Origin of the sequence: Enterobacter cloacae complex sp. 2021EL-01169, from assembly GCF_020733125.1 — a bacterium.
Classification (GTDB): domain Bacteria; phylum Pseudomonadota; class Gammaproteobacteria; order Enterobacterales; family Enterobacteriaceae; genus Enterobacter; species Enterobacter roggenkampii.
In genome coordinates this window covers 1-24806 of record NZ_JAJFTC010000009.1, presented here as the reverse complement: position 1 = coordinate 24806, position 24806 = coordinate 1, and the positions used below count along the sequence as shown (strand labels likewise).

16 protein-coding genes, 1 rRNA gene and 1 pseudogene are annotated in these 24806 nt (G+C 56.6%); 4 read left to right on the top strand and 14 right to left on the bottom strand.

Translation table 11 applies throughout. The features are described from left to right. Window positions 1–51 precede the first annotated feature (51 nt). Entirely contained in the window at window positions 52–825 is a 774-nt protein-coding gene (gene pdeH, locus LLF79_RS19115) for a cyclic-guanylate-specific phosphodiesterase (RefSeq protein ID WP_128301972.1), read from the bottom strand. A gap of 229 nt (window positions 826–1054) precedes the next feature. On the opposite strand from pdeH, the gene LLF79_RS19110 reads away from it, so the two are divergent. Continuing rightward, window positions 1055–1984 (top strand): sugar kinase, encoded by a 930-nt coding sequence (locus tag LLF79_RS19110; protein WP_025910181.1) that lies wholly within the window; start codon window positions 1055–1057, stop codon window positions 1982–1984. 63 nt (window positions 1985–2047) lie between these two features. On the opposite strand, the gene LLF79_RS19105 is transcribed toward LLF79_RS19110, so the two are convergent. The 9 genes and pseudogenes from LLF79_RS19105 to bcsR all read right to left on the bottom strand — a co-directional run bounded on the left by LLF79_RS19105 (window position 2048) and on the right by bcsR (window position 17914). Continuing rightward, entirely contained in the window at window positions 2048–3541 is a 1494-nt protein-coding gene (locus tag LLF79_RS19105) for a pitrilysin family protein (protein ID WP_008503229.1), read from the bottom strand. Between the two features lie 227 nt (window positions 3542–3768). Next, window positions 3769–5055, bottom strand: coding sequence for a dicarboxylate/amino acid:cation symporter (locus LLF79_RS19100; protein ID WP_021242141.1), 1287 nt, complete (start codon window positions 5053–5055; stop codon window positions 3769–3771). Window positions 5056–5214: 159 nt separating this feature from the next. Then, window positions 5215–7221 (bottom strand): biofilm formation regulator HmsP, encoded by a 2007-nt coding sequence (hmsP, locus tag LLF79_RS19095; RefSeq protein WP_227880180.1) that lies wholly within the window; start codon window positions 7219–7221, stop codon window positions 5215–5217. A gap of 119 nt (window positions 7222–7340) precedes the next feature. Further along, window positions 7341–10824 (bottom strand): annotated as a pseudogene (gene bcsC / locus LLF79_RS19090) (cellulose synthase complex outer membrane protein BcsC). Beyond that, window positions 10806–11912, bottom strand: coding sequence for a cellulose synthase complex periplasmic endoglucanase BcsZ (gene bcsZ, locus LLF79_RS19085; RefSeq protein ID WP_159125899.1), 1107 nt, complete (start codon window positions 11910–11912; stop codon window positions 10806–10808). The pseudogene bcsC and the gene bcsZ overlap by 19 nt, the downstream one beginning before the upstream one ends. Window positions 11913–11918: 6 nt before the next feature. Further along, the gene (bcsB, locus tag LLF79_RS19080) at window positions 11919–14339 is read right to left on the bottom strand and encodes a cellulose biosynthesis cyclic di-GMP-binding regulatory protein BcsB (RefSeq protein WP_227880174.1); all 2421 of its coding nucleotides are present in this window, start codon (window positions 14337–14339) and stop codon (window positions 11919–11921) included. Window positions 14340–14349: 10 nt separating this feature from the next. Continuing rightward, window positions 14350–16965, bottom strand: coding sequence for a UDP-forming cellulose synthase catalytic subunit (gene bcsA, locus LLF79_RS19075; protein WP_021242136.1), 2616 nt, complete (start codon window positions 16963–16965; stop codon window positions 14350–14352). After that, window positions 16962–17714 carry a cellulose biosynthesis protein BcsQ gene (bcsQ, locus tag LLF79_RS19070; protein WP_008503236.1) on the bottom strand — a complete coding sequence of 251 codons (753 nt, stop codon included), beginning with the start codon at window positions 17712–17714 and terminating at the stop codon, window positions 16962–16964. Before bcsQ ends, bcsA begins: the two co-directional genes overlap by 4 nt. 11 nt (window positions 17715–17725) lie before the next feature. After that, window positions 17726–17914 (bottom strand): cellulose biosynthesis protein BcsR, encoded by a 189-nt coding sequence (gene bcsR / locus LLF79_RS19065; RefSeq protein WP_008503237.1) that lies wholly within the window; start codon window positions 17912–17914, stop codon window positions 17726–17728. 174 nt (window positions 17915–18088) lie between these two features. Between bcsR and bcsE the strand changes: the two genes are divergently transcribed. The 3 genes from bcsE to bcsG are packed head-to-tail and all read left to right on the top strand — an operon-like array spanning window position 18089 to window position 21514. After that, complete coding sequence (gene bcsE / locus LLF79_RS19060; protein WP_045353335.1) at window positions 18089–19651, top strand: cellulose biosynthesis c-di-GMP-binding protein BcsE; 1563 nt, start codon at window positions 18089–18091, stop codon at window positions 19649–19651. Further along, complete coding sequence (gene bcsF, locus LLF79_RS19055) at window positions 19645–19842, top strand: cellulose biosynthesis protein BcsF (RefSeq protein WP_024908822.1); 198 nt, start codon at window positions 19645–19647, stop codon at window positions 19840–19842. The genes bcsE and bcsF overlap by 7 nt, the downstream gene beginning before the upstream one ends. Next, window positions 19835–21514 (top strand): cellulose biosynthesis protein BcsG, encoded by a 1680-nt coding sequence (bcsG, locus tag LLF79_RS19050; protein WP_227880172.1) that lies wholly within the window; start codon window positions 19835–19837, stop codon window positions 21512–21514. The genes bcsF and bcsG overlap by 8 nt, the downstream gene beginning before the upstream one ends. A 54-nt stretch (window positions 21515–21568) precedes the next feature. Here bcsG and LLF79_RS19045 read toward each other — a convergent pair whose 3' ends face one another. The 4 genes from LLF79_RS19045 to rrf form a co-directional block, all read right to left on the bottom strand. Continuing rightward, the gene (locus LLF79_RS19045; protein ID WP_063452697.1) at window positions 21569–22561 is read right to left on the bottom strand and encodes a glycosyl hydrolase family 8; all 993 of its coding nucleotides are present in this window, start codon (window positions 22559–22561) and stop codon (window positions 21569–21571) included. 16 nt (window positions 22562–22577) lie between these two features. Then, entirely contained in the window at window positions 22578–23540 is a 963-nt protein-coding gene (gene birA / locus LLF79_RS19040) for a bifunctional biotin--[acetyl-CoA-carboxylase] ligase/biotin operon repressor BirA (protein ID WP_032664779.1), read from the bottom strand. After that, complete coding sequence (murB, locus tag LLF79_RS19035) at window positions 23537–24565, bottom strand: UDP-N-acetylmuramate dehydrogenase (protein WP_032664780.1); 1029 nt, start codon at window positions 24563–24565, stop codon at window positions 23537–23539. Before murB ends, birA begins: the two co-directional genes overlap by 4 nt. A 124-nt stretch (window positions 24566–24689) precedes the next feature. Further along, a 5S ribosomal RNA gene (rrf, locus tag LLF79_RS19030) occupies window positions 24690–24805 on the bottom strand. Between the last annotated feature and the right edge of the window lies 1 nt (window position 24806).

Sequence of the window (24806 nt, the reverse complement as noted above, 5' to 3'; positions counted from 1 at the left end):
CTGATGACCTGTCCTGTAAAACTATAGTCCAGACAAAGGGAAGCGGGCTTATCAGAGGGTAGTTATCACGCTATCGAGGCGATCCATGGGTACCGGTCGGGAGAGGAAATAGCCTTGCGCCGCCGCGGCAGGCGAGCTTTGCACATCACGCCACTCTTCCAGCGTTTCCACACCTTCAACAATCACGCCCTGGCAATAGCGGTTCATCAGCTGTAATAACAGCGTAAACAGGTTCCGCCCTTCCGGGGTCTGACGCAGCATAATGAACAGATCGCGGGCCACTTTAATGTAGTCATAACGCACTTCACTCAGAGCCGAAAAGTTCGCCATGCCGGTGCCAAAGTCATCCAGCCATAGCGGGCCGTATTCGCATATGGAGGCAAACGAGGAGTCCTGCGGCAGGCGGACATGCTCCACCAGCTCAAAGCGCACCCACGGCAGAGTGGCGATCAGCGCCTGCAATTTCGCGTTCTGACGCAGCGCCAGCAGAGTGGGGCCATCGACATTCACTGAGGCGAGGATATCGTGCTGTTCGAAAAAGGCCTGCTTCGTTGCAAGCATACGGAGCTGCTCTTCCAGCACGTCAAGACGCTGGCGAACGGCCACTTCGGCAAAATAGCGATCCGGTGCGATACGCTGGGTAGGGTTTGAGGGATGCGTCACGACGGTCAAAATTTCAATGGCCATCAGTCGACCGTCTGTTCGGTATATCGGCTGATAGGTATACGCACGCTCACATTGCAGCCAGTAGCGATGCTCCTGCAAGTTCTCAATACTTGCCTCAGGCGTGGTGCTCAGCCGCTGGATAACCTGCTCTGACTTCATTTCAGATGTCCTGTTGTTGGGATGGCCTTTCTGGACTCGTCACAGGATTATCGGCGCGACAATTGAGAACTTTATGTTCAATTCACCGGGAAAATGAAATTAAGATGACAGAAATGCGCAGGAACACGCGCTGGCTCAAATAAAATAATGGAACGTTGTTTTAATATAGTTGACCTGTTAATTCACTCAGCGCACACTGCTGATCATTCTTCTGTTCAGGTTCACGATTATGTCTAAAAAAATTGCCGTGATTGGCGAATGCATGATTGAGCTGTCACAAAAAGGCGCGGAAGTGAGCCGCGGATTTGGTGGCGATACGTTAAACACCTCCGTTTATATTGCCCGCCAGGTTGCGCCTGAGGCGCTCACCGTGAACTACGTTACCGCCCTGGGGACGGACAGCTTCAGCCAGCAGATGCTTGAGGCCTGGCAAAGTGAACATATTGATACCTCGCTGATCCAGCGTATGGAAAACCGCCTGCCGGGTTTGTATTACATTGAGACCGACGATACCGGCGAACGCACGTTTTATTACTGGCGTAACGAAGCCGCGGCCAAATTCTGGCTGGAGAGCGAGGCCGCCGCGGCCATCTGCGAAGCGCTGTCGACCTTCGACTATCTCTATCTGAGCGGGATCAGCCTGGCGATCCTGAGCCCCACCAGCCGTGAAAAGCTGCTCTCGCTGCTGCGCGAATGCCGTGCCAACGGCGGCAAGGTCATTTTCGATAACAACTACCGCCCGCGCCTGTGGGCCAGCCGTGAAGAGACGCAGCAGGTCTATCAGCAGATGCTGCAATGCACCGACATCGCCTTCCTGACGCTCGATGATGAAGACGCCCTCTGGGGGGAGAAACCGGTAGAGGACGTGATTGCACGCACGCAAGCGGCTGGCGTGAGCGAAGTGGTGATTAAGCGCGGTGCGGAGTCGTGCCTGGTCGCGATTACGGGTGAAGCGGCGATTGAGGTCCCGGCGGTGAAGCTTGCCAAAGAGAAAGTGATTGATACCACGGCGGCGGGTGATTCATTCAGCGCGGGCTATCTGGCAGTACGCCTGACGGGCGGAACGCCGGAAGCGGCGGCACAGCGTGGACATCTGACGGCCAGCACGGTGATTCAGTATCGCGGGGCGATTATTCCGCGTGAGGCAATGCCTGTTTAAGTAGGGTGCGGGCTGATGCCCGCACCCTAACCCTCTCCCACAGGGAGAGGGAATGTCTACGTCTTACTGCCCTTGCGGGATATCCGTCGCGTCCGGGTGTAAATCATCAGCCGTCGCGGCCTGCGTCGGCTGCGGCGCGGTCGCCATGATGGAATCCCAGGTCTTCTGAAGTTCCTTCATGTCATATTCCGGTTCGCCCTTCGGCTGCAGAAGGATCAACGCCATCTCCTGCGACAGCTGCTGACGGAGATCCTGGTTGAGCATTTCGACGGTCAGACCGTTCAGGAAATCCTGACGAAGCTTCTGGTACTGTTCCGGCGCAATGTCCACCACCTGATTCTGCAAAGAGCGAATACGCTGGCTGATCAGAATATCGGTATCGGCGCGCGCGTAGGTCGCAAACAGCTTCTGCAGCTCGAGTTTTTTCTGCGCCACAAGCGCGTTGAATTCCTCTTCGGAAAGCCCCTCTTTACGCACTTTTGCCAACTCTTTCGCGACGACACCCAGATTGGCATTCAGCTTATCGCCCGGTGATTCAACGTTAATGGCGCATTGCGCACGCTGGAACAGCACGCGGCAGTCAAAGCCAAGACCGATATTCTTCACGTTATTCTTACTGAGCGTCTGCTGAACGTGCCAGAACAGCGCTTCACGCGCCAGGTCGGCACGCCAGTAGCGCAACAGCGCCGCGGACTCACGGATGGGCTGCCAGGCGTTATCCCACATCACGGAGAGTCGGTCCTGACGCACGGTGTCCGTCATAATGCTGACAGGCTCTGCACGCAGCGGGGAGAGTGTCGGAACAGGGGCAGGCGATTCACGCTTGCCTTTCAGATCGCCAAACGCTTTGTTGATCTGCTCCACCACCGCGCGGCTGTCCACATTACCCACCACGATCAGCGTCATCGCGTCCGGGGTGTACCACTTCTGGTAGAACGATTTCACCTGTTCGGCGTCCACCGGCTGTTTTAGCGGCTCGGCAGGGTCATGTCCCAGCAACGTCGAGCCTTTCAGGCGGTAACGCCACCAGCCCTCTTTGGTATCACCAGGCCAGGTCGCCACCATGTCGCTGTTGCTCAACGCATAGTTGACGGTGTCCGGCGTAATCGCCAGATTGCCGGAGGCATCGGAGAGATACGTCAGGGCTTCTTTAAGCAGATCGTTGCGGTTATTAGGCAGGCTCAGGTTAAACATGGTGTAGTCATACGAGACCACAGCCGGAGGAAGCGGGCGTTTCGGATCGATGGCCTGTTGCCAGAGCGAACGCACCTGAACCGCTTGCAGGCTGCCGCTCTGCGTGAGCGCCAGCCGGGGAATAAAGTGGCTGAAACCGGTTTGCTGGGTGCTTTCCGTAAGAGAACCGGTATTAACAGACAGACGGATTTCAATACGGTCACTGGGACGTTGCGGCGTGGCTAACACCTGCCACTGAAAACCGTTCGCTAGTGTCCCTTGTTGCCAGGCCGGGTCTGGCTGGAGCGCATCTGCCTGCACATAACTGGCTGCTGCCATCATCAGCAAACCGCCGGTTAAGAGTCGAATTTTTGTGCCCTGCATGTGAACCCCTGATCAACATTCCTGGTAAAAAAAGAGTGCCTCGCGACGCGCTTCACTCTTAAAGATGACGATGAAAACACGTCGATTAGACCGCGCGTTCGGCAAAACGTCACGGTCCGAAGTGAAATATACCCAAAAAAAATCTTGTCGAATTATGACAGGTATGAACAGTTATTATGCGCAGGAGCCCGCATCCCCACAAGGGAATACGGGCATTTGTGACAAGATTAAGAGGATAAGCCAGGATTTTTGCTGTCAGTTGAACGATTATTCAGAGTATCGTCGAGCTTTTTGTGATCCAGCTCTTTCACCCATTTCGCGACCACTACCGTTGCCACGCCGTTACCCACCAGGTTGGTTAACGCACGCGCCTCTGACATAAAGCGGTCAATACCGAGAATCAACGCCAGGCCCGCCACCGGCAGGTGCCCCACTGCAGAGATAGTGGCAGCCAGCACGATAAAGCCGCTGCCCGTTACGCCCGCCGCGCCTTTAGAGGAGAGCAGGAGCACCACCAGCAGGGTGATCTGATGGAAAATATCCATATGGCTGTTGGTGGCCTGTGCGATAAACACCGCCGCCATCGTCAGGTATATCGAGGTGCCGTCCAGGTTGAAGGAGTAGCCCGTCGGGATCACCAGCCCCACCACCGATTTACGACACCCGAGTTTCTCCATCTTATCGAGCATGCGCGGCAGCGCCGATTCTGACGAGGAGGTTCCCAGAACAATCAGCAGCTCTTCGCGGATGTAACGGATAAATTTGAAGATGCTGAAACCGGTCGCGCGGGCGATGGAGCCCAGCACCACCACCACGAAAAGAATACAGGTGATATAGAAACAGATAATCAGCTGACCCAACTGGACCAGCGTACCGACGCCATACTTACCGATGGTGAAGGCCATCGCACCGAAGGCACCGATGGGCGCCAGGCGCATGATCATATTGATGATGCCGAAGATGACCTGCGAGAAGCTTTCGATCACGTTAAAGATAAGCTGGCCTTTGCTCCCCAGGCGGTGCAGGGCAAAGCCAAACATCACGGCGAACAGCAGCACCTGGAGGATGTTTCCGCTGGCGAACGCGCCAATGACGCTGCCAGGAATGACGTCCAGCAGGAAGGCCACCACGCCCTGATCCTTCGCCTGTTCGGCATAGACCGCAACCGCTTTGGCATCCAGCGTCGAGGGATCGACGTTCATCCCCGCACCTGGCTGCACCACGTTAACGATGACCAGACCAATAATCAGCGCAAGGGTACTGACCACTTCAAAATAGAGAAGCGCCACTGCACCGGTACGGCCAACCGCCTTCATGCTTTCCATGCCAGCGATGCCCGTGACGACCGTACAGAAGATCACCGGCGCGATGACCATTTTGATGAGCTTAACGAACGCGTCGCCAAGCGGTTTCATTTGCGCGCCCAGTTCAGGGTAATAGTGACCCAGCAGAATACCGATGGCGATGGCTGTCAGGACCTGGAAATAAAGACTTTTGAAGAGTGAGGTTTTCATAGGGTGTCCTTGGGAAGAAAAACCACAGGCTTTGTAAGGTTATGGTTAACCTGCGGCTTTAAAATAACACCCGCATAACAGGACAGAAATAAACTCAGTTCAAATTTGAAACACAAATGTTAAGAAATTTGAGCTGGCTCGCACAAGCCAGCAACAAAATTACACTTTTGCGTTATTGTCAGCACCAGAAAGGTATCGTTCTTCAAAGACATCCGAAGGCACTGCGGGGGCAAACAGGAAACCCTGCCCGCTCTCCACGCCCGCCTCTGCCAGCCAGGCGCGTTGCGCGTCGGTTTCAATTCCCTCGGCAATAAGATGCAGGTCGAGGCTGCGCGCCATCTGGATAATCGCCTGCACCATGCTGCTGTCGTCCGGCAGACCGTCGACAAACGCTTTGTCAATTTTCAGTACATCCACCGGAAGCGTCTTCATGTGCTGAAGCTGGCGCAGCCCGGCGTAGCCCATGCCAAAATCGTCCAGGGCAATGCGAATGCCGGCATTGCGCAGCGGCTTCAGGATGGCAACCGCGTCGTTAGGATCGTCAATGCGTCGGCTCTCCGTCACTTCCAGCGTCAGCGTATCGGGCTTGATCCGGTAACGATGGATCAGCTCCAGCATCTCAGAAACCATGGTCGGGTGCATAAGCTGCATGGCAGACAAATTGACCGACAGCGGCAGCGTTACGCCGCGCTCCTGCCAGGCGGCAAGCTGACGACAGGACTCTTCGAGCACCCAGTAGCCGACGGTGACCATCAGGCCGCAGGACTCGATGCGCTCAATCAGCCCTTCCGGCAGCTCCCATGTGCCATCCGGCTGCTGCAGACGCAGCAGGGCCTCGGCGCTTTTTACCTCTCCCGTCCGCAGATCCACCTGCGGCTGCAGCCAGAGGGCAAACTGGCGGTTATCCAGCGCGGTCAGGATGTCGCTCTCTTCCGTCAGGCGCTGCTGCGCCTTTTCCATCTGCGCCGGGTCGAAGAACTGGATTTGATTTTTCCCTTTGCGCCGGGCGGTAAAGGCCGCCGAGAAGGCGCGGCGATAAAGCTGTTCCGCGGTCAGGTCGCCATAGAACATGGCAATCCCGATACTGGCACTCGGGCGAAGCTGGATACCCTGAATCGGCAGCCGCTCATTAATGACAGTGAGTACTTGCTGACCTAACGTGATCGCATGCCAGGGTTCTTTTACGCCGTTGGCAATCACCACCAGGTCGTAACCGCTGACCTGGGTCAGCACCATGCGCGGGGCAAGGACAGATTTGATCTTTTCCACCAGGGTGAGCAGCAGCATCTCTCGCTGGCTCTCCTGAAGCACGCCAGCAGTGTCCTGCAGGGTTTCACAGGCAATGACCATCAGCGCGGTGGTTTGCTGGCGCTCAACGGTTTGCTCCAGCATCGCCATCAGGAACGCTTTATTGGGAAGCTCCGATACCGGAAAACGGGTGGCGCTACTGTTCATCTCATCCTGCTGACGCTGGATGCGCTGCTGGTTGAGGTTGTAGCTGCGCACCAGCATGCCGATCTCATCGTCATGATGCAGACGCGGCAGCTCAAGCTGATGTCCCATCTGATCCTGCGGCGCAAGCGTGTTCAGCTCGCGGGCGATACGGCGCAGGGGATGGACAATCAGCCGGTTAATGCACCATGTCAGCGCAACGCTGAGAATAAGCGTCATAAGTAAGCAAGTGGTCACTAACGTAACCACCCAACTCATGACGAATTTATACATGCGGTAGGAGTCTGCCTGTAACACCAGGTAGGCCAGAGGCTGTGGATTCGCAGGGCGCTCAAGCGAATAGACGGGAAGCGAAATTTGCACCGGCAGTTCAAACAGGCGCATCACCATCATCGGGACGGGACGCTCCGGGATAAAGCTCATCCGCAGCGCCTGAAACTGATTGGGTAGCACGACGTCCGCCCGGCTCACAACACCGGCCGGCTGAATACGTTTTAGAATGGTTTCCGCTTCGGGGATATCCCCTTTCAGAATGGAGGCAGACAGCGGGCCGCGTACCGAGCGGGCGATACTTTCTAATTGCGAAGCCGTGTTATAGCGATTCTGCTGTACGGAATGAAACAGCAAAATTACGCAGAAGAGCAGGACAAACAGCATGGTGACGGCAGAGACCATCGCCATCTGTTTGATTGTTAAGGAACGGCTGACACGCAAAATGACTCTCCACAAAACTCGAAGCGCAGGGCGCGCCAGGGTGTAAACCTGGCGCGCCTGAGTATACCCGATTGCTGCGCTGTTAAGAGAGACTTACAAATGGATTAAGGAAAATCCGATTACCAGTCCGCGTAAGGGATGAGCGGTTGCGGCGGTAAGTCCATATCGCCCTGCCAGCCTGCAGCAGAGTAGCGCACATAGATCAGCGCATGGCTTGGGGTATAGTCTTTCGCTTCCTGAATGTCCACGCCCATGCCAACAAACCAGTTGGACGTAACCCGGCGCTCAATAATGGCCCGCGCGGTATAACCCGTGCCTGAGGAGCTGCTGCCGGTTTCCATCGCGCCCCGGTCGGTATAGCGGTCTGGCTCATCGGTCGGGATCAGATTCTGGATCGGGTAGCGCAGTTCGTCTTTGGTTTTGGAGTGAGACCAGGAGACCGAGCCCCCCAGCTCCCAGGACCAGTTTTCCGTGCGCTTACGCCAGGTCACCGGCAAGGCGAAGGAGACATACTCCTGCGGGCTGTAATAGCCGCCCTGACCCAGGGTATAACCGCTCAGGTCTTTGTCGTAGTGCCAGAGCATGTTGGAGACGCCGACCGTCAGGCGCTCATTGTTTTTATTAATGAGCTTGTAGTAGTAACCCGTCATCCAGCGGACGCGCCAGTTATCCTCCACATTTTTACCCGTCAGCGTTTCCGCGTTCAGGCTTGACCAGACGCCGTTCGCTTCCCCTTTGTCATAGCTGATGCTCACGCCGCCACCGGTCGCGCGTACGCCGCCCCAGGTGGTGCCGGTGTTGGTGTCTTTTTGCCCGCCGAAGGCCAGCAGAGAGCTGGAGATTGGCCGACGATGGGCGTTAACGGTATAGCCGATGGGCCCCAGATCGCTGCTGTAGCTGATGCCGCCCACCACGTCGACGACGTCAAAGCCCATCGGCGTGGTGCCAATATCCATCGCCCAGGTTTTATTCTGCCAGCCGACAGCGACGCTTGCGCCATTGTCTGACTGATGGGTGTTACCGCTACACGGCGTTTCGTAGCAGGTTCCCCATTTAGGGTCGTAAGTCCCGTTCCTGGTATCGAATGATCCGACGTCCATATTGACCAGATCGCTTCTGAAGAACATGCGCCCGTCAGAGAGCGGCGCATCCACCTGCAGCATGGTGGTATGCGCTTTCAGATCGGAATAGCCGCCCGTGCCGCTGGAGCCCCAGTAATCGTGCTGCAGCGTGACGTTAACATCCTGCTGGCGGTACAACTCACCGGCATCACTGCGCACGCCGCGCTTCAGCCAGTCGTCTTTTTCATCGTTACGCGTCAGACGGGTGAAACTGTCGTTATCAGCCGGACGCGTCGTGGTGATACCCGTCGATACCATCGCATCTTTATAGGTTTCCAGCGCCTGCTGAGGCTGCCCGTTCTGCGCCTGGAAACGCGCGGCATCACGCAGCACCAGCGCGTTTTCCATGGATCCGGGCTGCGATTTAGCCTGCGGGATGATTTTACTGAAGGTCTGTTCTGCCGCGGCGGAATCACCCAGCCCCGCCTGCGCCATCGCGATGCGGCGCTGCATATTGAGCGACAGCGGCTGGCCGTTCTGCGCGGCGGGCAGCTTCGCCAGCTCCGCGCGCGCGGCATCTTTGTTACCCTGGGCGCTGTAAATCTCGGTCAGGCCGAGGATCGCGTCTTCGTTCTGCGGCTCACGCTGCAGGACGGCGTTGTACGTCGTTTTCGCGGAGTTCAGATCGCCACGCTGCTGTGCCCAGTCCGCCAGCGTCAGGTCGATGCGGGTGGAGGTTGGCTGCTGGCGAAGAAGATTCTCCGCCTCCTGCTCTTTACCGCTGTCCCGCAGGCGGTTGGCGGTTTCCAGCACCTGATTGCTTTGCAGGCGGTCGGCAAGTTCCTGAATATTGCTGTTCCACTGGCTGCGCGGCAGCGTGTCCAGATGCGCCAGCGCGGCACGGTCCTGATCGTTTCCGGAAAGGTAGAGCCCGCTGGCATAGACCTGATCCGGGTCGGACGGTTTCTGGTGGGCAAGCTGACGCATCAGGGTGTCCGCCTGGCTGCGCTGACCCGCGCTGTAGAGATCGCGCGAAAGACGATAGGTTATCCACACGTCGCCGGGAGAGAGCGCCAGACGACGACGCTGGATTTCTGCTGCCTGGGCGTATTTCCCCTGATTTTCCCAGCTGTTCGGCCTGGGCAGAGAGCTGCTCGTTGGTCAGACTACGCTCGATATCATCAATGCTCCGACGCTGGCTGGCGGAAAGCGACTGGATAAACTGCGAGGCTTTCTCCGGGGACTGCGCGCGGTAAATATTGGCCAGGCCGCGAACCGCGTTGCTGTTGCCGCTGTCCATTCGCAGCGCCTGACGGTAATAACGCTCCGCCGCGTCGTTATCTTTACGCGCCGCGGCGGCGTCGCCCAGCCCCAGCACCGCGTAGCTGTCGGTATTGTCGATGTTACGCGCCTGCTGATAGTAACGCTCTGCCTGCGCCGGGTTATTCGCCTTCAGCGCCGCATCGCCCTGCTGGATCAGCAGCCAGTAGCGGTTAACCTTCAGAAGACTATCCCACTTACCCCGATTATCGCTCTGCGGATCGAGGGCAATCGCCTTTTCAAACTGCGCTACCGCGCGGGCACGGTCGCCCTTCTGGGAATACGCCTGCCCCAGGGCACCCACCGCTTCACTGTCGGCATGGTTGGCGCTGACGGCTTTTTGCAGTTCGGCCACCGCCTTACTGCCCTGCCCGGCGTCCACCGCCGCGAGCCCTTCCGCTTTCGCGCGGAACGCCGGATCGGCGAGCTGTTTTTGCTGCGCTTCAAGCTGGGCACGCGCCGCAGCGACGCTATCCCCGTCGCTGAATACGCTCAGATATTTTTGCAGCGCGCTGACGCTGGCGCTGCTGGCAGGCTGGTCTTTGATTTGGTCATACCACATATCAGACGCCTGGCTGCGGCCATTGGTGGATTTGGCCATCTCCTGCAATACCGCAAAGCCTTCATCACGTCGTCCGCTCTGGAACAGAAGCTGGGCCAGCGTTGTCTGCAGCTGCGTATTCCCGGGGCTGCTGCTGTTAATTTTTTTCAGCTGGTTAATGGCCGCCCCGCGGCGAGCTGGATCTTTCGCCACGACGTTCCAGTATTCCGTCGCCACGTCGCCACCCGGCGGGTTGCCGTCAAACAGCTTGTCATAGGCGGCAATCGCTTCCTGCGTGTGCCCCGTAGTGGCGAGCAGTCGCGCCTGCTGGAGCTGCTGTCGGCCATCCGGAGTAGAAAGCAGCATGGTGTTGCGTGAGGACTGGTAAGCGCTCGAATCCGGGGCGATCCCTTTCAGACGATCCAGCTCTTTTTGCGCGCCGGCGTTATCGCCCTGACGCAGCAGGTAGCGAAAGCGGGCGGCAATGACGTCAGGGTTGTTGGGGTCAATCAGCTCAAGGCGATAGAGCGACTGACGAACCAAATCCTCACGCTGTGTCGATTCGCCCAGCCTGACCTGCTCCAGCAGCTGTTTCTGCTGCGGAGAGTTGGCGGCCTGTGCCCACGGCATAAGCGCCAGGCCAAGCGATAAACTGAGTAGATTTACTGTGAACTTGCGCATTCCTGGCCCCAATCCGGTATTAATTCACCTTTTGCGGTGAAGCGAAAACGATGCTGATCCCATCCTTGCCCAAAAAGCGTCAGCACATAGCTGTAATAGGCATTGTTATCGGGAAAATGGTCTGCAACGCGCTGGCGCTGAACCGCCTGGGCATCACGTTGTTGTAAAAACGGCAGCATAGCGGCAGAGAAACCGACCGGGCCGTCACCGGTACGTTTCCCCGTCGCCACATCCACTTTCTCCGGCGGCACACCCCGTTTCATGGTCTTTGCCGCCATCGGCTGGAAGCGCGTCAGGAGCCGGGCTTTCTGAGGATCTTTATCACTCATCATGCCCACCCAGAGATACACGCGGATGGCGTCGTAGCCGCCCACCAGCGCTTTCTCCTGCTGTAACCGCCAGCCTTTGTTTTTCTGATACTGCACCCAGTCCGGCGAAAAACCTTTCGGCGCACTCTCCAGCAGCAGGCGCAGGTTAGTTTCACGAAGCTGGGTCCACGGGGAACCAAAGCGCGTGAAATAAGCCGCTAGCTGCGGAGGAAGATAGCTGGGGTTAAAACGCCAGGCGTTCTCATCGGCAAAACCGACTTTACCAGGAAGCAGCATTGCGCCGAGCCCCGGGACGTTGACCACTTCCTCGCTGACAATGCGTTTCAGCAGCGCCTTACCCGTGCGGGTATAGTCCCGATCTTTCCACAGCCGACCCGCTTCGAGCAGTGACCAGGCGATCCAGACATCGGCATCTGAGGCGGAGTTGTTATCAATCACCGCCCAGGCGTCTTTATCTTTCTGACCCCATAGCCAGGCAGGCAGATGGGCGTTGAGATCGCCGCTGGCGAGATTATCGCGCGTCCACGTCAGCAGCAGGTCAAAGGCTTTGCGATCGTTCGCCGCCAGGGCAAAGAACAGGGCGTAGCTTTGCCCTTCCGAGGTCGTAATTTTGCGCGTGTCACTGGGATCAATGACGCGCCCGCCTTCACTGATGTAGTCCTTTTTAAACTGCTCCCAGGCAGGCCAGGTACAGGCGGCGCGAAGAGGAAGCGCCGCCAGCATCACCGCTGCTAATACACACCAGCGAAAGGCTTTCATCACATCTTACTCATCCGGGTTCAGACGACGACGGCTGATGATTCGCAGCAGACGCCACAGCACCCATGCCAGCAAGACCACGCTGACCGCAGCCAGGATAGCGAGCAGAACCGGATGGTTAGCCAGCGCATACCACAGGCGTTCGAACCACGGCAGATGGCCCACGTAGTACACATCCCCCACGCGCAGGCTATTGACGCCGGACTCACGGATCACCGACACGGAACCAAACATCGCGGCACGTTTACCGCTGTCGTTCATGGCCGTATTGAGCAGTTCATACCCGCGCGGGCTGTCCGCGAGGAGAGCCACCACGCTGCGCTGTTCGTTGTAAGGCGACTGGAAGCCCACCACCGCGGCCATCGCCCCCTGAGACGTTACCGTCGTCTGCGCGCTGGCCTGACGATCGTTCACATCCGGCATAATGCTCGGGAACTCGGTCTGTCGCAGCGGCGTATTAACCCAGGACTGGGCCGCTTTCACCAGCAGATCGATACGTTTGTCATCCTTCAGCTTATCCGGGATGGTCCCGATCACCATGATGTCAGCATCTTTGTTCTGAATCTGGCTGCCATCGTCCGTTAACGTGACGTTAATGGCCGGTAATCCTGTTTGTCCTCCAACGGTCGCCATGGTGTCGAGCAGGGTCGTAACCTGACCTTCGTTTGGCGCTTTTGGCATTACCACAATGGACTCAGAGAGATCGGCCATACGGCTGAACGGGAAGCCCGCGTTAGCAAAGGCGCGCAGGTCCGGCATCGCCAGGAAGTGATAGTACTTCGAGAAGTCGATGGTCGACTCATCGCCAATCACCACGTGGTTCTGCACCGGCTGGAAGGTGATGCAGTTTTCCGCCGAGCCGCCAGGCATTGGGTTCATGTACTGGAAATCAAAGCGCAGCTGGTTTATCGCACCCAGCTTCAGTGCCGGAATAGAAACATCCGTTTTACCGTCCAGCAGCCCCTGCAGCACCGGCAGGCGAAGCATCAGGCGGTTCGTATCCTGCGTGCTTTGCAGGCTGAAGGATTGCAGGAACTGGTTGTTCAGGCTGATATCCATGCGCGAGCTGTCTTTAGTGGCTGGCGCGGTATAGCGGTAGTTCAGATTGATATCAATGCCGTTGGTACGCAGCAGGTACAGATCCGGCGGCAGATTCAGCGACAGGCTAATCGGCGCTGGCTCAAGCCCCGTCGCCTGCAGCTGTTCTTCATAGGTTTTCAGCTCGCCAAAGGTGACCGCACGGTCGGTACGTACCCAGTTTGGCGCATCATAAGGTTTACGCGCCAGCAGCGGTTTGACCTCATCTATCACGACGCTGTTGCCGCGGAAAAGGACGTTGCCCTGGGCAATGGCTTTTGCTGCCTGAACCAGATCTTTATCATCACGACCAAAGACCACCAGCAGCTTCACGTACGGGTTTTCCGGGTGGCTTATCATCTCAACGGTCGGCGCGTTGACGTCCGGATGATCGCGCAGGAAGGCCGGACGTTTCGCATTGGTGGCAAACACAATGGCATTTCTGTCCGGCAGTTTGTCATACATCGCCGGGAAGCTCTGGCCGCGCCAGCCCGCACGTGAACCAAACCAGGAGGCCACAATGGTCGCCGCCAGCTGCTCGGTCACGTCCGGGGACGAGGCAAATACCATCGGCAGCGTGAGCGGACGGTTATCACGCGGATCGAAGAACGGAACCGGGAAGGCCGAGAGATCGTTTTTCAGCGCCAGCGACTGGTAGGTCATCTGCAGCGAGGAGTTACGCCCGACGTCCATCCACAGCGTGTTGCTGGCCGGGTTTTCGCAGACATCGCGGTAGTGGCCGACAAACTCCAGGCGGATACGGTTAAAGTCGGTGATAAACAGCGGGTTGATCGGCACCTGCGCCTGCGTTTTCTTGCCGAGCTGCTCTTTCGTGACCGGCAGAACGTCCATCAGCTCGTCATTCAGATAGACCTTCAGCTGAGACTGGGTCGGCAGCAGTGATGGCGACGGCGTGTATTCGAGATTCAGCACCGCATTAGAGACGACCTCGTCGCTGCGCATGCCAAATTCAATGCCGCCGTTAGGGTTGATGCCGCGCAGCACCATGCTGCCCGGAGGCGGCGCAATTTGCGCGAAGGTCAGCTTCACGTCACGCGACGGCGCATTGTCCGCAACGACGGGCGCATTGGCCCCCCGGACGCCCGGCATCACCTGCCCGATGACCTGGCCGTCTCCCGGCAGGGTGTTCCCCTCCGTTGGCTGGTTCGGCATGATGTTTTCAGTTTGACCCGGTGCCGCGGTGACAACCGGATCGGTTGCTTGCGCGACGACAGGTACGGTTGGCGCAGGCGTTGCCGCTGCGTTACCCGGGGCTGCGTTAGCCATTGTTGCGGGGATCGCATTCATCCCCATTGCCACTGCACATAACCAGGAAAGTTTTGTTTTCATCGCGTTATCATCATTGTTGAGCCATAACCGGGTCCGCCTGCTTCGCCTCATCCCGCTCAGGACGACGAGGAATGAACGACACGACCCAGGAAACCAGCGAAGTAAGTGACCGGAAAATTAATTTCACCGACGACGGGGCAAATTCTGCAAGGTGACGATAGCCACGGAACCCCAGCTTCAGAATATCCAGCAGGCTTTCCAGAGGCTTATCCTCCGGGAAGCTGTCCTGCCAGAGAGCCCACGTATCCGCGCGGGCAAACGTACACTGCACAAAATCGATATGTTGCTTTTTGGTCAACGGCATCAGCTGCAGGCCGACTTCATTGCCCACCACGCGAACGACCTGCGTCGGGAAGACATACTCCTGTTGGCCGCGCTTAAGCAGCAGGTTAACTTTTTGCCCTTCCAGCACCTTCGCCTGGCCGTTGATTTTGATCCCCAGACCGCCGTCAGAGAAGTCGTGCACGGTACAGGAGAAGAGATGGCCATCTTCACGGGCGATCGCCGCTGGCATGCAGATTTCCACGCGATGCGCGCGACGAACCTGTTTGCTCTCCACCGACACCGCCACCGCGCCGCCGAGGATAATCAGGTTGTAGAAGACCCACGCCATACTCACGAAGACGGTCAGGATTTCGTTTTCCGGGCCGTAGAAGTAGCGCCAGATACCCGCAATGACGCCCACGATATTCAGCAGCACCAGGAAGATATACGGCCGGGAGATCACCCAGTCGACGTACTCCTCCTCCACCAGCCCGCCCTTCGCGGTGACGTTGAATTTACCTTTGTGCGGGTTAATCAGCGCCACCATCGTCGGCGGCGCGATGTACCAGGCCAGCACCGTTTCGTAGATTTCACTCCAGAAGGAGTGGCGGTATTTCCCCTGAATCTTCGAGTTCGTCAGGCTCGCGTGGATCATGTGCGGCAGAACGAACAGCGCAATCATCAGCGCGGGAGCGTAGATGATATAAGCGTGAAGAAGCAGGAACGCCAGCGGCGCGGTCAGGAAGATCAGCCGCGGAATGCCGGACAAGAAGTGGAACATGGCATTGACGTAGCAAAGACGTTGCGCCAGCTTGAGTCCTTTCCCGATCAGGGGGTTATCAAGACGGAAGATCTGCACCATGCCGCGCGCCCAGCGAATACGCTGACCAATGTGCGCCGACAGTGACTCGGTTGCCAGACCGGCCGCCTGCGGGATACGCATATAGGCAGAGGTATAGCCACGACGGTGCAGGCGCAGTGAGGTGTGCGCATCTTCAGTGACCGTTTCGACGGCGATACCGCCAATTTCATCCAGCGGTTTACGGCGGATAACCGCGCATGAGCCGCAGAAGAAGGTGGCGTCCCACATGTCGTTTCCGTCCTGTACCAGGCCATAGAACAGCGTGCCTTCGTTCGGAGTTTTGCGGAAGCGGCCAAGGTTACGTTCAAACGGGTCCGGCGAGAAGAAGTGGTGCGGCGTCTGCATCATCGCCAGCTCTTTCTCCTTCAGGAACCAGCCCATGGTCATCTGCAGGAACGAGCGCGTCGGCACGTGGTCGCAGTCAAAAATCGAAACAAACTCCCCGGTGGCATACTTCAACGCGTTGTTGATGTTCCCCGCCTTAGCGTGTTCGTGCGTCGGACGGGCGATGTATTCGACGCCGACCTCCTCCGCGAACTGGCGGAACGCCGGGCGGTTGCCGTCATCCAGGATCCAGACCTTGAGCTTGTCTTTCGGCCAGTCGATGCCCAGCGCAGCATAAATCGTGTTTTTCACCACGCTCAGGTCTTCGTTGTAGGTCGGCACGAAGAGATCGACGGTTGGCCACTGGGTCGTGTCCTTTGGCAGCGGAACCGGCTGGCGGTTGAGCGGCCAAATCACCTGGAAATAGCCCAGCACCAGCACAATCCAGGCATAGGTTTCAGCAAACAGCAGCACCAGGCCGCACACCAGACTCACCGGGTCGTCCCAGTTCAGCGTCGAGGTATAACGCCACCAGATGTAGCGGCAGGAGACGGTCAGCGACAACACGATCAGCATCAGCGCCGAGAAGCGACCCGGAATTCGGCGCACCAGCAGCGCCACGCCCCACAGCAGGATCAGGAAAGTGAACTGCGCCAGAGGGTTGAAAGGCTGCGTAATGCAGACCAGCGCCAGAATGAGCGAGAACACGACGATTACGCCGAGGATAAAACGCCGCAAGCCCGGGTGGAGATGCCCGAGCTCTTTATGGTTATCCAGATGGCTGGTCTTATCGCTCACGCTGTCGGGCAGTCTGTCCAGCCACTGATGGTAGCGTTCACGTAACTGCTGCACGCGGGAGAAGCTCCGCCAGTGCGGCGTTTTTGTCTCCGCGCGGGAGGAGGTTGCCACCAGCCAGATGGCCTGAATGAGATAGCGCGCCGGATCCAGTGGACGCGGCCGGTCAGGATTAATGTGCGGATATAGCTCGCTGTGCCGTGCACGTATGCGCTGCCAGCGCGGGTGTTCAAGCGGTATAAACATCCAGGCCAGAATCATCCAGAAACAGCCGAGCGCGGCGCTAAATGCCGACGCACCGTGACGGCGAAAATGCCGGTAATGTTCGCTCAAACGCGAACTGACCGGTGGGATGAGTAACCAGCTGGCGAGACGACTCATACAGCACTCCCTGCATGCTCCGCCCTGTTGGCGAAGTTCAGCAGACACCAGTTAGCCAGCGTCAGGATCTCTTCTGCCGCCAGTGAATCGCTGCGGTATTCACCGAGCGGTTGCTTAGACGCAAGGCATTCCGCCATTCCCTCATCACGATGGATGACAATCGGAAGCAGGCGGCGCTGGCTTTGCAGCCAGACCTGATAGAGATCGTCCTGGATCTGGCTGCCAATGCGCAAATCGTTAATCAGGATATGGCCATTTTGAGGCAGTCCCTGCTGGTGCAGGCGGATATGGCAGTTCGCATCGACGTTAACGATCGAGAGGACATGATCGCACTGGGCAATAAGCTGTCGTGTCAGCGTGCCGGCACCGTGCGGCAGATCCAGCAAGATCCACTTGTAGTGCCCCTTTTCCCTCAGGCTCTGCAGTGCCAGCGTGAATTGTGAAAACAGGCGCTGGTACGCGGCTTCATTCTCGCGTTCCGTAGTGGTCAGTTGACCAAACGGCAGCAGGTCAAGAAGGGAGGTATAGCGCATACCTGCATCCTGCCAGTCTTTATCGTCAAGCAGCGCGCGGGCCCAGCCCTCTTCGCGAGTAAAGTCGACGTTAAACGACATACGCAGCAAATTATCGGCGCAGGCGTCAATAACCAGCACCGATTCACCTAAAAGCTGTAATGACCACGCCAGCGCCGCGGTAACAGATGTGGTACCCACACCCCCACGGACACCCTGTAATCCGAGTATGGCCATCAATGGCTCCCTTATTGTTGATGGGCGAATTCAGCTAATAACGGCCAGCGTTTAATAGCCGCAGCCAACTGTTCCCGCTGGGAAATATCGGTGTAATCTATTTCAGGTAAAGAAAAGGCCTGCGTCAGCGCCAGAAAATCGTTTTGGAATGTGTAACCCAGGGTCGAGTCGACTGGGGTTCCGGGTTCGTTATTATCCATTCTTTTTCCATCCCTTTGCGTAAAATCGCCAGTTCAGAAGTAGCGAGGCATCCTGCCCTATGAAATTTCATTTACATGCTAAATCTGATGTTCTTTAATTTCAATGTTAGGTTTATTTCTACGCTTTCGCTAGTAAACTGAGATACAGATAAATTAGACGAAAAGAGGGACACCGTGGACTCCATATTTTCTATTGGCATCCAGTCATTATGGGACGAATTGAGCCACATGCCAGTCGGAGGAGTCTGGTGGATTAATACGGACCGTAATGAAGATGCTATCAGTCTGGTAAACCAGACAATTGCTGCCCAGGATAAGGATTCCCGCGTGGCTGTCATTAGCATGGGCGAAGATCCGCAGAAAATTATCACGCTGGAAAACGATCGCGGCCCTCAGACGGTGCGATTATTTTCCATGACATCGGAAGCCGATAGTCTATACTTTTTGTCCCGCGACGTTCAGTGCACTATTGATCCGGATCACTATTTAGTGATTCTTAAATGTGCAAATAACGTCCTGCAAAATATCCCTGCTGAAAAACTGCTGCCCTGGCTGGAAAAAATCAATAAATGGGCAAAATTTCAAAATTGCACGCTACTGATAGTCAATCCCGGCAGTAATAATGACAAGTTGTTCTCACTTTTAATGGGTGAATATCGTTCTCTGTTCGGTCTGGCAAGCGTTCGTGACCAGGTGGGCAGCTATCTCTACGATATTGCATTCTGGTGTAATGAAAAAGGTGTGAGCGCCAGACAACAACTTACGCTGAAACATATCGAGGGTAAGTGGCACCTGGCACAGCAGGAAGAAACCGTGGTGCAACCGCGCAGTGATGAAAAACGTATCCTGAGCCATATCGCGGTTTTAGAGGGAGCACCGGCCCTGTCGGAAAACTGGTCGCTGTTTGAATCTAACGAAGACCTTTTCCACGAAGCCCGCACAACCCAGGCGGCGACCCTAATTTTCTCATTGATGCAGAATAACCAGATTGAGACGCTGGCAAGGCAAATCCACACCCTGCGCCGCCAGCGCGGAAGCGCGTTAAAAATCATCGTGCGCGAAAACAATACCAGCCTGCGCGCCACCGATGAGCGCCTGCTTCTTGGCTGCGGGGCAAATATGGTTATTCCGTGGAATGCGCCGCTGTCACGCTGCCTGACGCTGATCGAAAGCGTTCAGGGCCAGCAGTTTAGCCGCCATGTACCGGAAGACATTTCCACGCTGCTCTCTATGACGCAGCCGATGAAGCTGCGTGGATATCAAAAATGGGATACCTTCTGCGACGCCGTCGGCAACATGATGAGCAATACGCTTCTTCCTGCAGACGGAAAAGGGGTTATGGTTGCCCTGCGTCCTGTACCGGGTATCCGCGTTGAACAGGCGCTCACCTTGTGTCGCCCCAACCGTACGGGAGATATCATGACCATTGGCGACAATCGCCTGGTACTGTTTTTGTCCTTCTGCCGGGTCAACGATCTCGATACGGCGCTAAACCATATCTTCCCCCTGCCTACCGGGGATATTTTCTCGAACCGTATGATTTGGTTCGAAGATAATACGATCAGCGCGGAGCTGGTACAGATGCGTGCGCTCCAGCCTGAACAATGGGCTAAACCGCTCGCAATTAAGAGCGATGCGAAACCGATCCTCAATGCCAGACATGATGGCCATATCTGGCGCCGGGTTCCGGAGCCCCTTCGCTTATTAACGGACAACGCGGAGAACGCACCATCATGAATATCAGCGATATCATCCAACTGGTTATATTCTGTGCGCTGATTTTTTTCCCGCTTGGCTACTATGCACGCCATTCCATACGTCGTATCCGTGATACGGCCAGAGTGCTGTTTATAAAACCTCGCTATGTAAAACCAGCCGGAACACTGACACGGGCATCACACGTCAAGGCAGACCGAAAACATGACTAATTCTACCTATACCGCTTCGTCACCCTCGCCGCTCTGGCAATACTGGCGCGGCCTTTCCGGCTGGAACTTCTACTTTCTCGTGAAGTTTGGTCTGCTGTGGGCAGGCTATCTGAATTTCCATCCCCTTCTCAACCTGGTGTTTATGGCCTTCCTGCTGATGCCCCTGCCGAATATCAGGCTGCATCGCTTGCGTCACTGGATAGCCATCCCTGTCGGCTTTGCGCTGTTCTGGCATGATACCTGGCTACCGGGGCCGGATAGCATTATGAGCCAGGGGTCGCAGGTGGCGGGCTTTAGCGCCAGCTATGTTCTCGATCTGACCGAGCGGTTTATTAACTGGCAGATGATTGGCGCGGTATTTGTGCTGCTGGTAGCCTGGCTGTTCCTGTCACAGTGGATCCGTATCACGGTGTTTGTCGTCGCGATTATGATCTGGCTGAACGTGCTGACGCTGGCTGGTCCGGGCTTTTCGCTGTGGCCTGCTGGTCAACCGACCACCACGGTGACCACCACAGGGGGAAGCGCAGCAGCAACCGTTACCACGGCTGGCGATACGCCTGTAGTGGGCGATATCCCAACCCAGACCGCACCGCCGACCTCCACAAATCTGAACGCCTGGCTCTCCAGCTTCTACACTGCGGAAGACAAGCGACAGACCAAATTCCCGGACGCGCTGCCGGCGGATGCTCAGCCGTTTGAATTGCTGGTGATCAACATCTGCTCTCTCTCATGGGCCGACGTGGATGCAGCCGGTTTGATGTCCCATCCGCTGTGGTCGCATTTCGACATTCAGTTTAAAGATTTTAACTCTGCCACCTCGTACAGCGGCCCGGCAGCAATCCGCCTGCTGCGTGCAAGCTGCGGTCAGGCATCGCATAAGAATCTGTATCAGCCTGCCGGCAATCAGTGTTATCTGTTTGATAACCTCGCCAAACTGGGCTTTACGCAGCATCTGATGCTGGGACATAACGGCCAGTTCGGTAACGTCCTGAAAGAGGTGCGTGAACAGGGTGGTATGCAGGCACCGTTGATGGATCAAACTGGTCTTCCCGTTACTCTGCTGGGCTTCGACGGCTCGCCGGTTTATGACGATACCGCCGTGCTGCAGCGCTGGCTTCAGACCATCGAGAAAGACAGTAATCCGCGCAGTGCGACCTTCTTTAACACCCTGCCGCTCCACGACGGTAACCATTTCCCGGGCGTGAGCAAAACGGCAGATTATAAAGTGCGTGCGCAGAAGTTCTTCGACGAGCTGGACGCGTTCTTCACGGAGCTGGAAAAATCAGGCCGTAAAGTGATGGTGGTTGTGGTACCTGAGCACGGCGGCGCGCTGAAAGGCGACAGAATGCAGGTGTCGGGTCTGCGTGATATCCCAAGCCCGTCCATCACCAACGTGCCTGCTGGCATTAAATTCTTTGGTATGAAAGCACCCCATCAGGGCGCACCGATTGAAATCACCCAGCCGACCAGCTATCTGGCGATCTCTGAACTGGTTGCCCGTGCCGTTGACGGGAAGCTGTTTGTGGAAGATAGCGTGAACTGGGATCAGCTCACCAGCAACCTGCCGCAAACGGCAGAAGTCTCTGAGAACGCCAACGCGGTCGTCATTCAGTATCAGAACAAACCGTACGTTCGCCTGAACGGCGGGGATTGGGTACCGTATCCGCAGTAACTGATTTACCCCTAACCCTCTCCCCATTAGGGAGAGGGGATAGTCAGTGCGTTGTTATTGCGCCGAAATCCACACCAGCATTTTCAGACTTGCCGAATAGTAGTCGTCTTTAGAGGTGATTTCGGGTTCTCCGGAAGACTGTCCCATCGTTAAATCGCGTACAGCCAACAGGCCGCCTTCCATCATGTAGGGCGCATATTCGTTGGTCATGACGTTAACCCAGGCGGGCGTTTGTTCCCGGGGGAATTGCCCAAACCAGGCTTTCCACGGCGCCAGCAGCGGGCTTTGCTTATCAGACCAGGCAAGATACAGCGGAATACGAATCGCGTCATAGCTCATCCGCGGCGGCCAGCTTTTGGCAGGTTCCAGCTTGCCATCTGATGCCAGCGAGACCCAGTCAGCGGGCAGATCCGCTTTACCCGAGCCCATTTTTCCCAGCAGGCGCTTCCCGTCCTTAATCAAATCGCGCCAGACCGGTAAATGACTGCGTCCGGCGAAGGCCTGCCAGGCCGGAAACACGAAGTAGGAAGGGTTAAGGATCGCTTCACCGTCAAGCTTAAATCCCTGGACGCCGGGCAGCATCACGCGGTAACCCGCATAGCGGATGACGCTATGGGCAACCAGCGCTTTTGTAATGGCATCCGATGCGGCACCGTAGCGTTTTTCGTGCCAGCGGGCATCGGCTTTAAGCAGCGCCCAGGCAATCAGCACATCGCCATCGGCGGCATTGTTTTTGTCAGCGACCGGGTTGGACTCTGCGGGGTTATAGCGCCAGTAAAACAGACCGTTCTCTTTGTTCTTCAGCTCACGGTTTGTCCATTGCCAGAGCTTATCGAACGTGGCCTTATCGTCGTTGGCCACTGCCATCAGCATGGCAAATCCCTGACCTTCCGTATGCGACACGCCGCCATTGCCGGTATCGACAATGCGGCCTTCCGGTTTGAAAAAGCGTGCCTTATAACTCTCCCAGGCCTGACCCGCCTGAGAGAGGGGTGAGAACAACACGCTCATCATGACGGCCAGCGTCGCGCAGACGGTTTTTCGCATCATTCACTCCATCCGGTTATTCGGCACTCCGCAGGGAAATCTCACCGCCCATCCAGGGTTTGATCACACCATCTTGCTCCAGGAGCAGCGCGCCCTGAGCGTCAATACCGCGGGAAATGCCGTAGATTTCTTTATCCCCAATCAGCAATTTCACCGGGCGGTTGATGAAGTTATCCAGTTTTTCCCAACGAGACAGGAACGGTGCCAGCCCTTCCTGCTCAAAAAGCGTGAGCGAGCTGCGCAGCTCTTTAATCATACGTACGGCAAGGGTGTTACGATCGATGACGATCCCCGCCTCCTGGAGGTTAGTCCAGGCCTGATTCACCACATCATTCTGGACATTGCGCATCACCATATTGAGGCCCGCGCCAATGACGATTTGCGCCGCATCGCCCGTTTTGCCCGTCAGTTCGACCAGAATGCCGGCAAGTTTACGATCGTTGAGGTACAGATCGTTAGGCCATTTAACACGCACTTGATCCGCCCCCAGATCGTGAAGCACCTCCGCCATAACGATACCGATGACCAGACTCAGGCCAATGGCAGCGGCCGGGCCCTGATCGAGTCGCCAGTACATAGACAGATAGAGGTTGGCACCAAAGGGGGAAAACCACTTGCGGCCACGACGGCCGCGACCGGCCTGCTGATACTCAGCAACGCAGGCATCGCCGGATTTCAGCTCAGGCAGACGATCCAGCAGATACTGGTTCGTCGAATCAATCACCGGCAGCACCGCCACATTACCGTATCCAATCTGGCTGCGGATCGTGTCTTCATTCAATAATTGTATCGGCTCCGGCAGGCTGTACCCTTTTCCAGGAACCGTGAACACATCAACCCCCCAGTCGCGAAGCGTCTGGATATGTTTATTAATGGCGGCGCGGCTCATGCCAAGCTGTTCACCCAGCTGCTCGCCGGAATGGAATTCACCATCCGCCAGGATACCAATCAGGGTTAACGGGACCGTATTGTCCTTCATGCGATAGTCTCCACGGCGTTGACTTCACCTGTGCGACCAATGAAGCGGACTTCTGGCTCCAGCCAGACGTTAAATTTTTCGCCCACACGCTGACGAACATAATGAGCCAGCTGTACCACATCGTCGCTGGTTGCATCGCGCTGGTTAATCAGCACCAGAGCCTGCTGTCGGTGAACGGCTGCCCCGCCGACTGAAGTGCCTTTTAGCTGGCATTGATCGATAAGCCATCCTGCTGCCAGCTTCACGCTGCCATCCGCCTGAGGGTAATGTGGCGCGGTTGGCCACTCCTCCAGAAAACGTCGGGCATTTTCGCCGCCGATCACCGGGTTTTTGAAGAAGCTTCCTGCATTTCCGTTAAGTTTGGGATCGGGAAGCTTGGTCATCCGCATATGGCAAACCGAGTCAAAAACGTCGCGGGCGGTAACGGTAGCCGGATCGAGACGCGTTAAATCCCCGTAGGTCAATACGGGCTGCCAGTTCTTAGACAGACGCAGGCCCACGGCGACAATCACGTAGCGATCCTGATATTCATGCTTGAAGATACTGTCACGATAGCCAAAACGGCACTGTTCTGCCGTTAAACGCGTGGCCGTTCCGGTCGCCAGTTCGATGCAGTCGACATAGTCACAGACGTGCTTCAGTTCGATGCCGTAGGCGCCGATGTTTTGAATGGGTGACGAGCCGGCGCAGCCTGGAATAAGCGCAAGGTTTTCCAGACCCGGAATCTCTTTTGCGAGGGTAAATTGCACCAGGTGATGCCAGTTTTCTCCGGCACCCACGTGCAGATGCCAGCTATCGGCATGCTCTTCCACATCAATTCCCATGATGCGGTTAATAATCACCGTTCCCGCAAAATCGTCGAGAAACAGGACATTACTTCCTTCGCCCAAAATCAGTACGGGTTCGTTATTTTCTGTTGCGCTTTGCCATGCATCCAGCAGTTGCTGTGCAGTATCGGCACGTACAATTTGATTAGCATTGCGTTGAATGCCAAAGGTATTCCAGGGCTTAAGGGAGTGGTTCATAGACGCTATCCTGATGCAAAAACGCAGGTAGTTTACCGTATAAGCAGGGCGTTGGGGGATCTGTTTGTGCAGCGCAGAAACGCAAAAAGGCCATCCTTTCGGATGGCCTCTTCACTTGTTTGATGCCTGGCAGTTCCCTACTCTCACATGGGGAGACCCCACACTACCATCGGCGCTACGGCGTTTCACTTCTGAGTTCGGCATGGGGTCAGGTGGGACCACCGCGCTAAAGCCGCCAGGC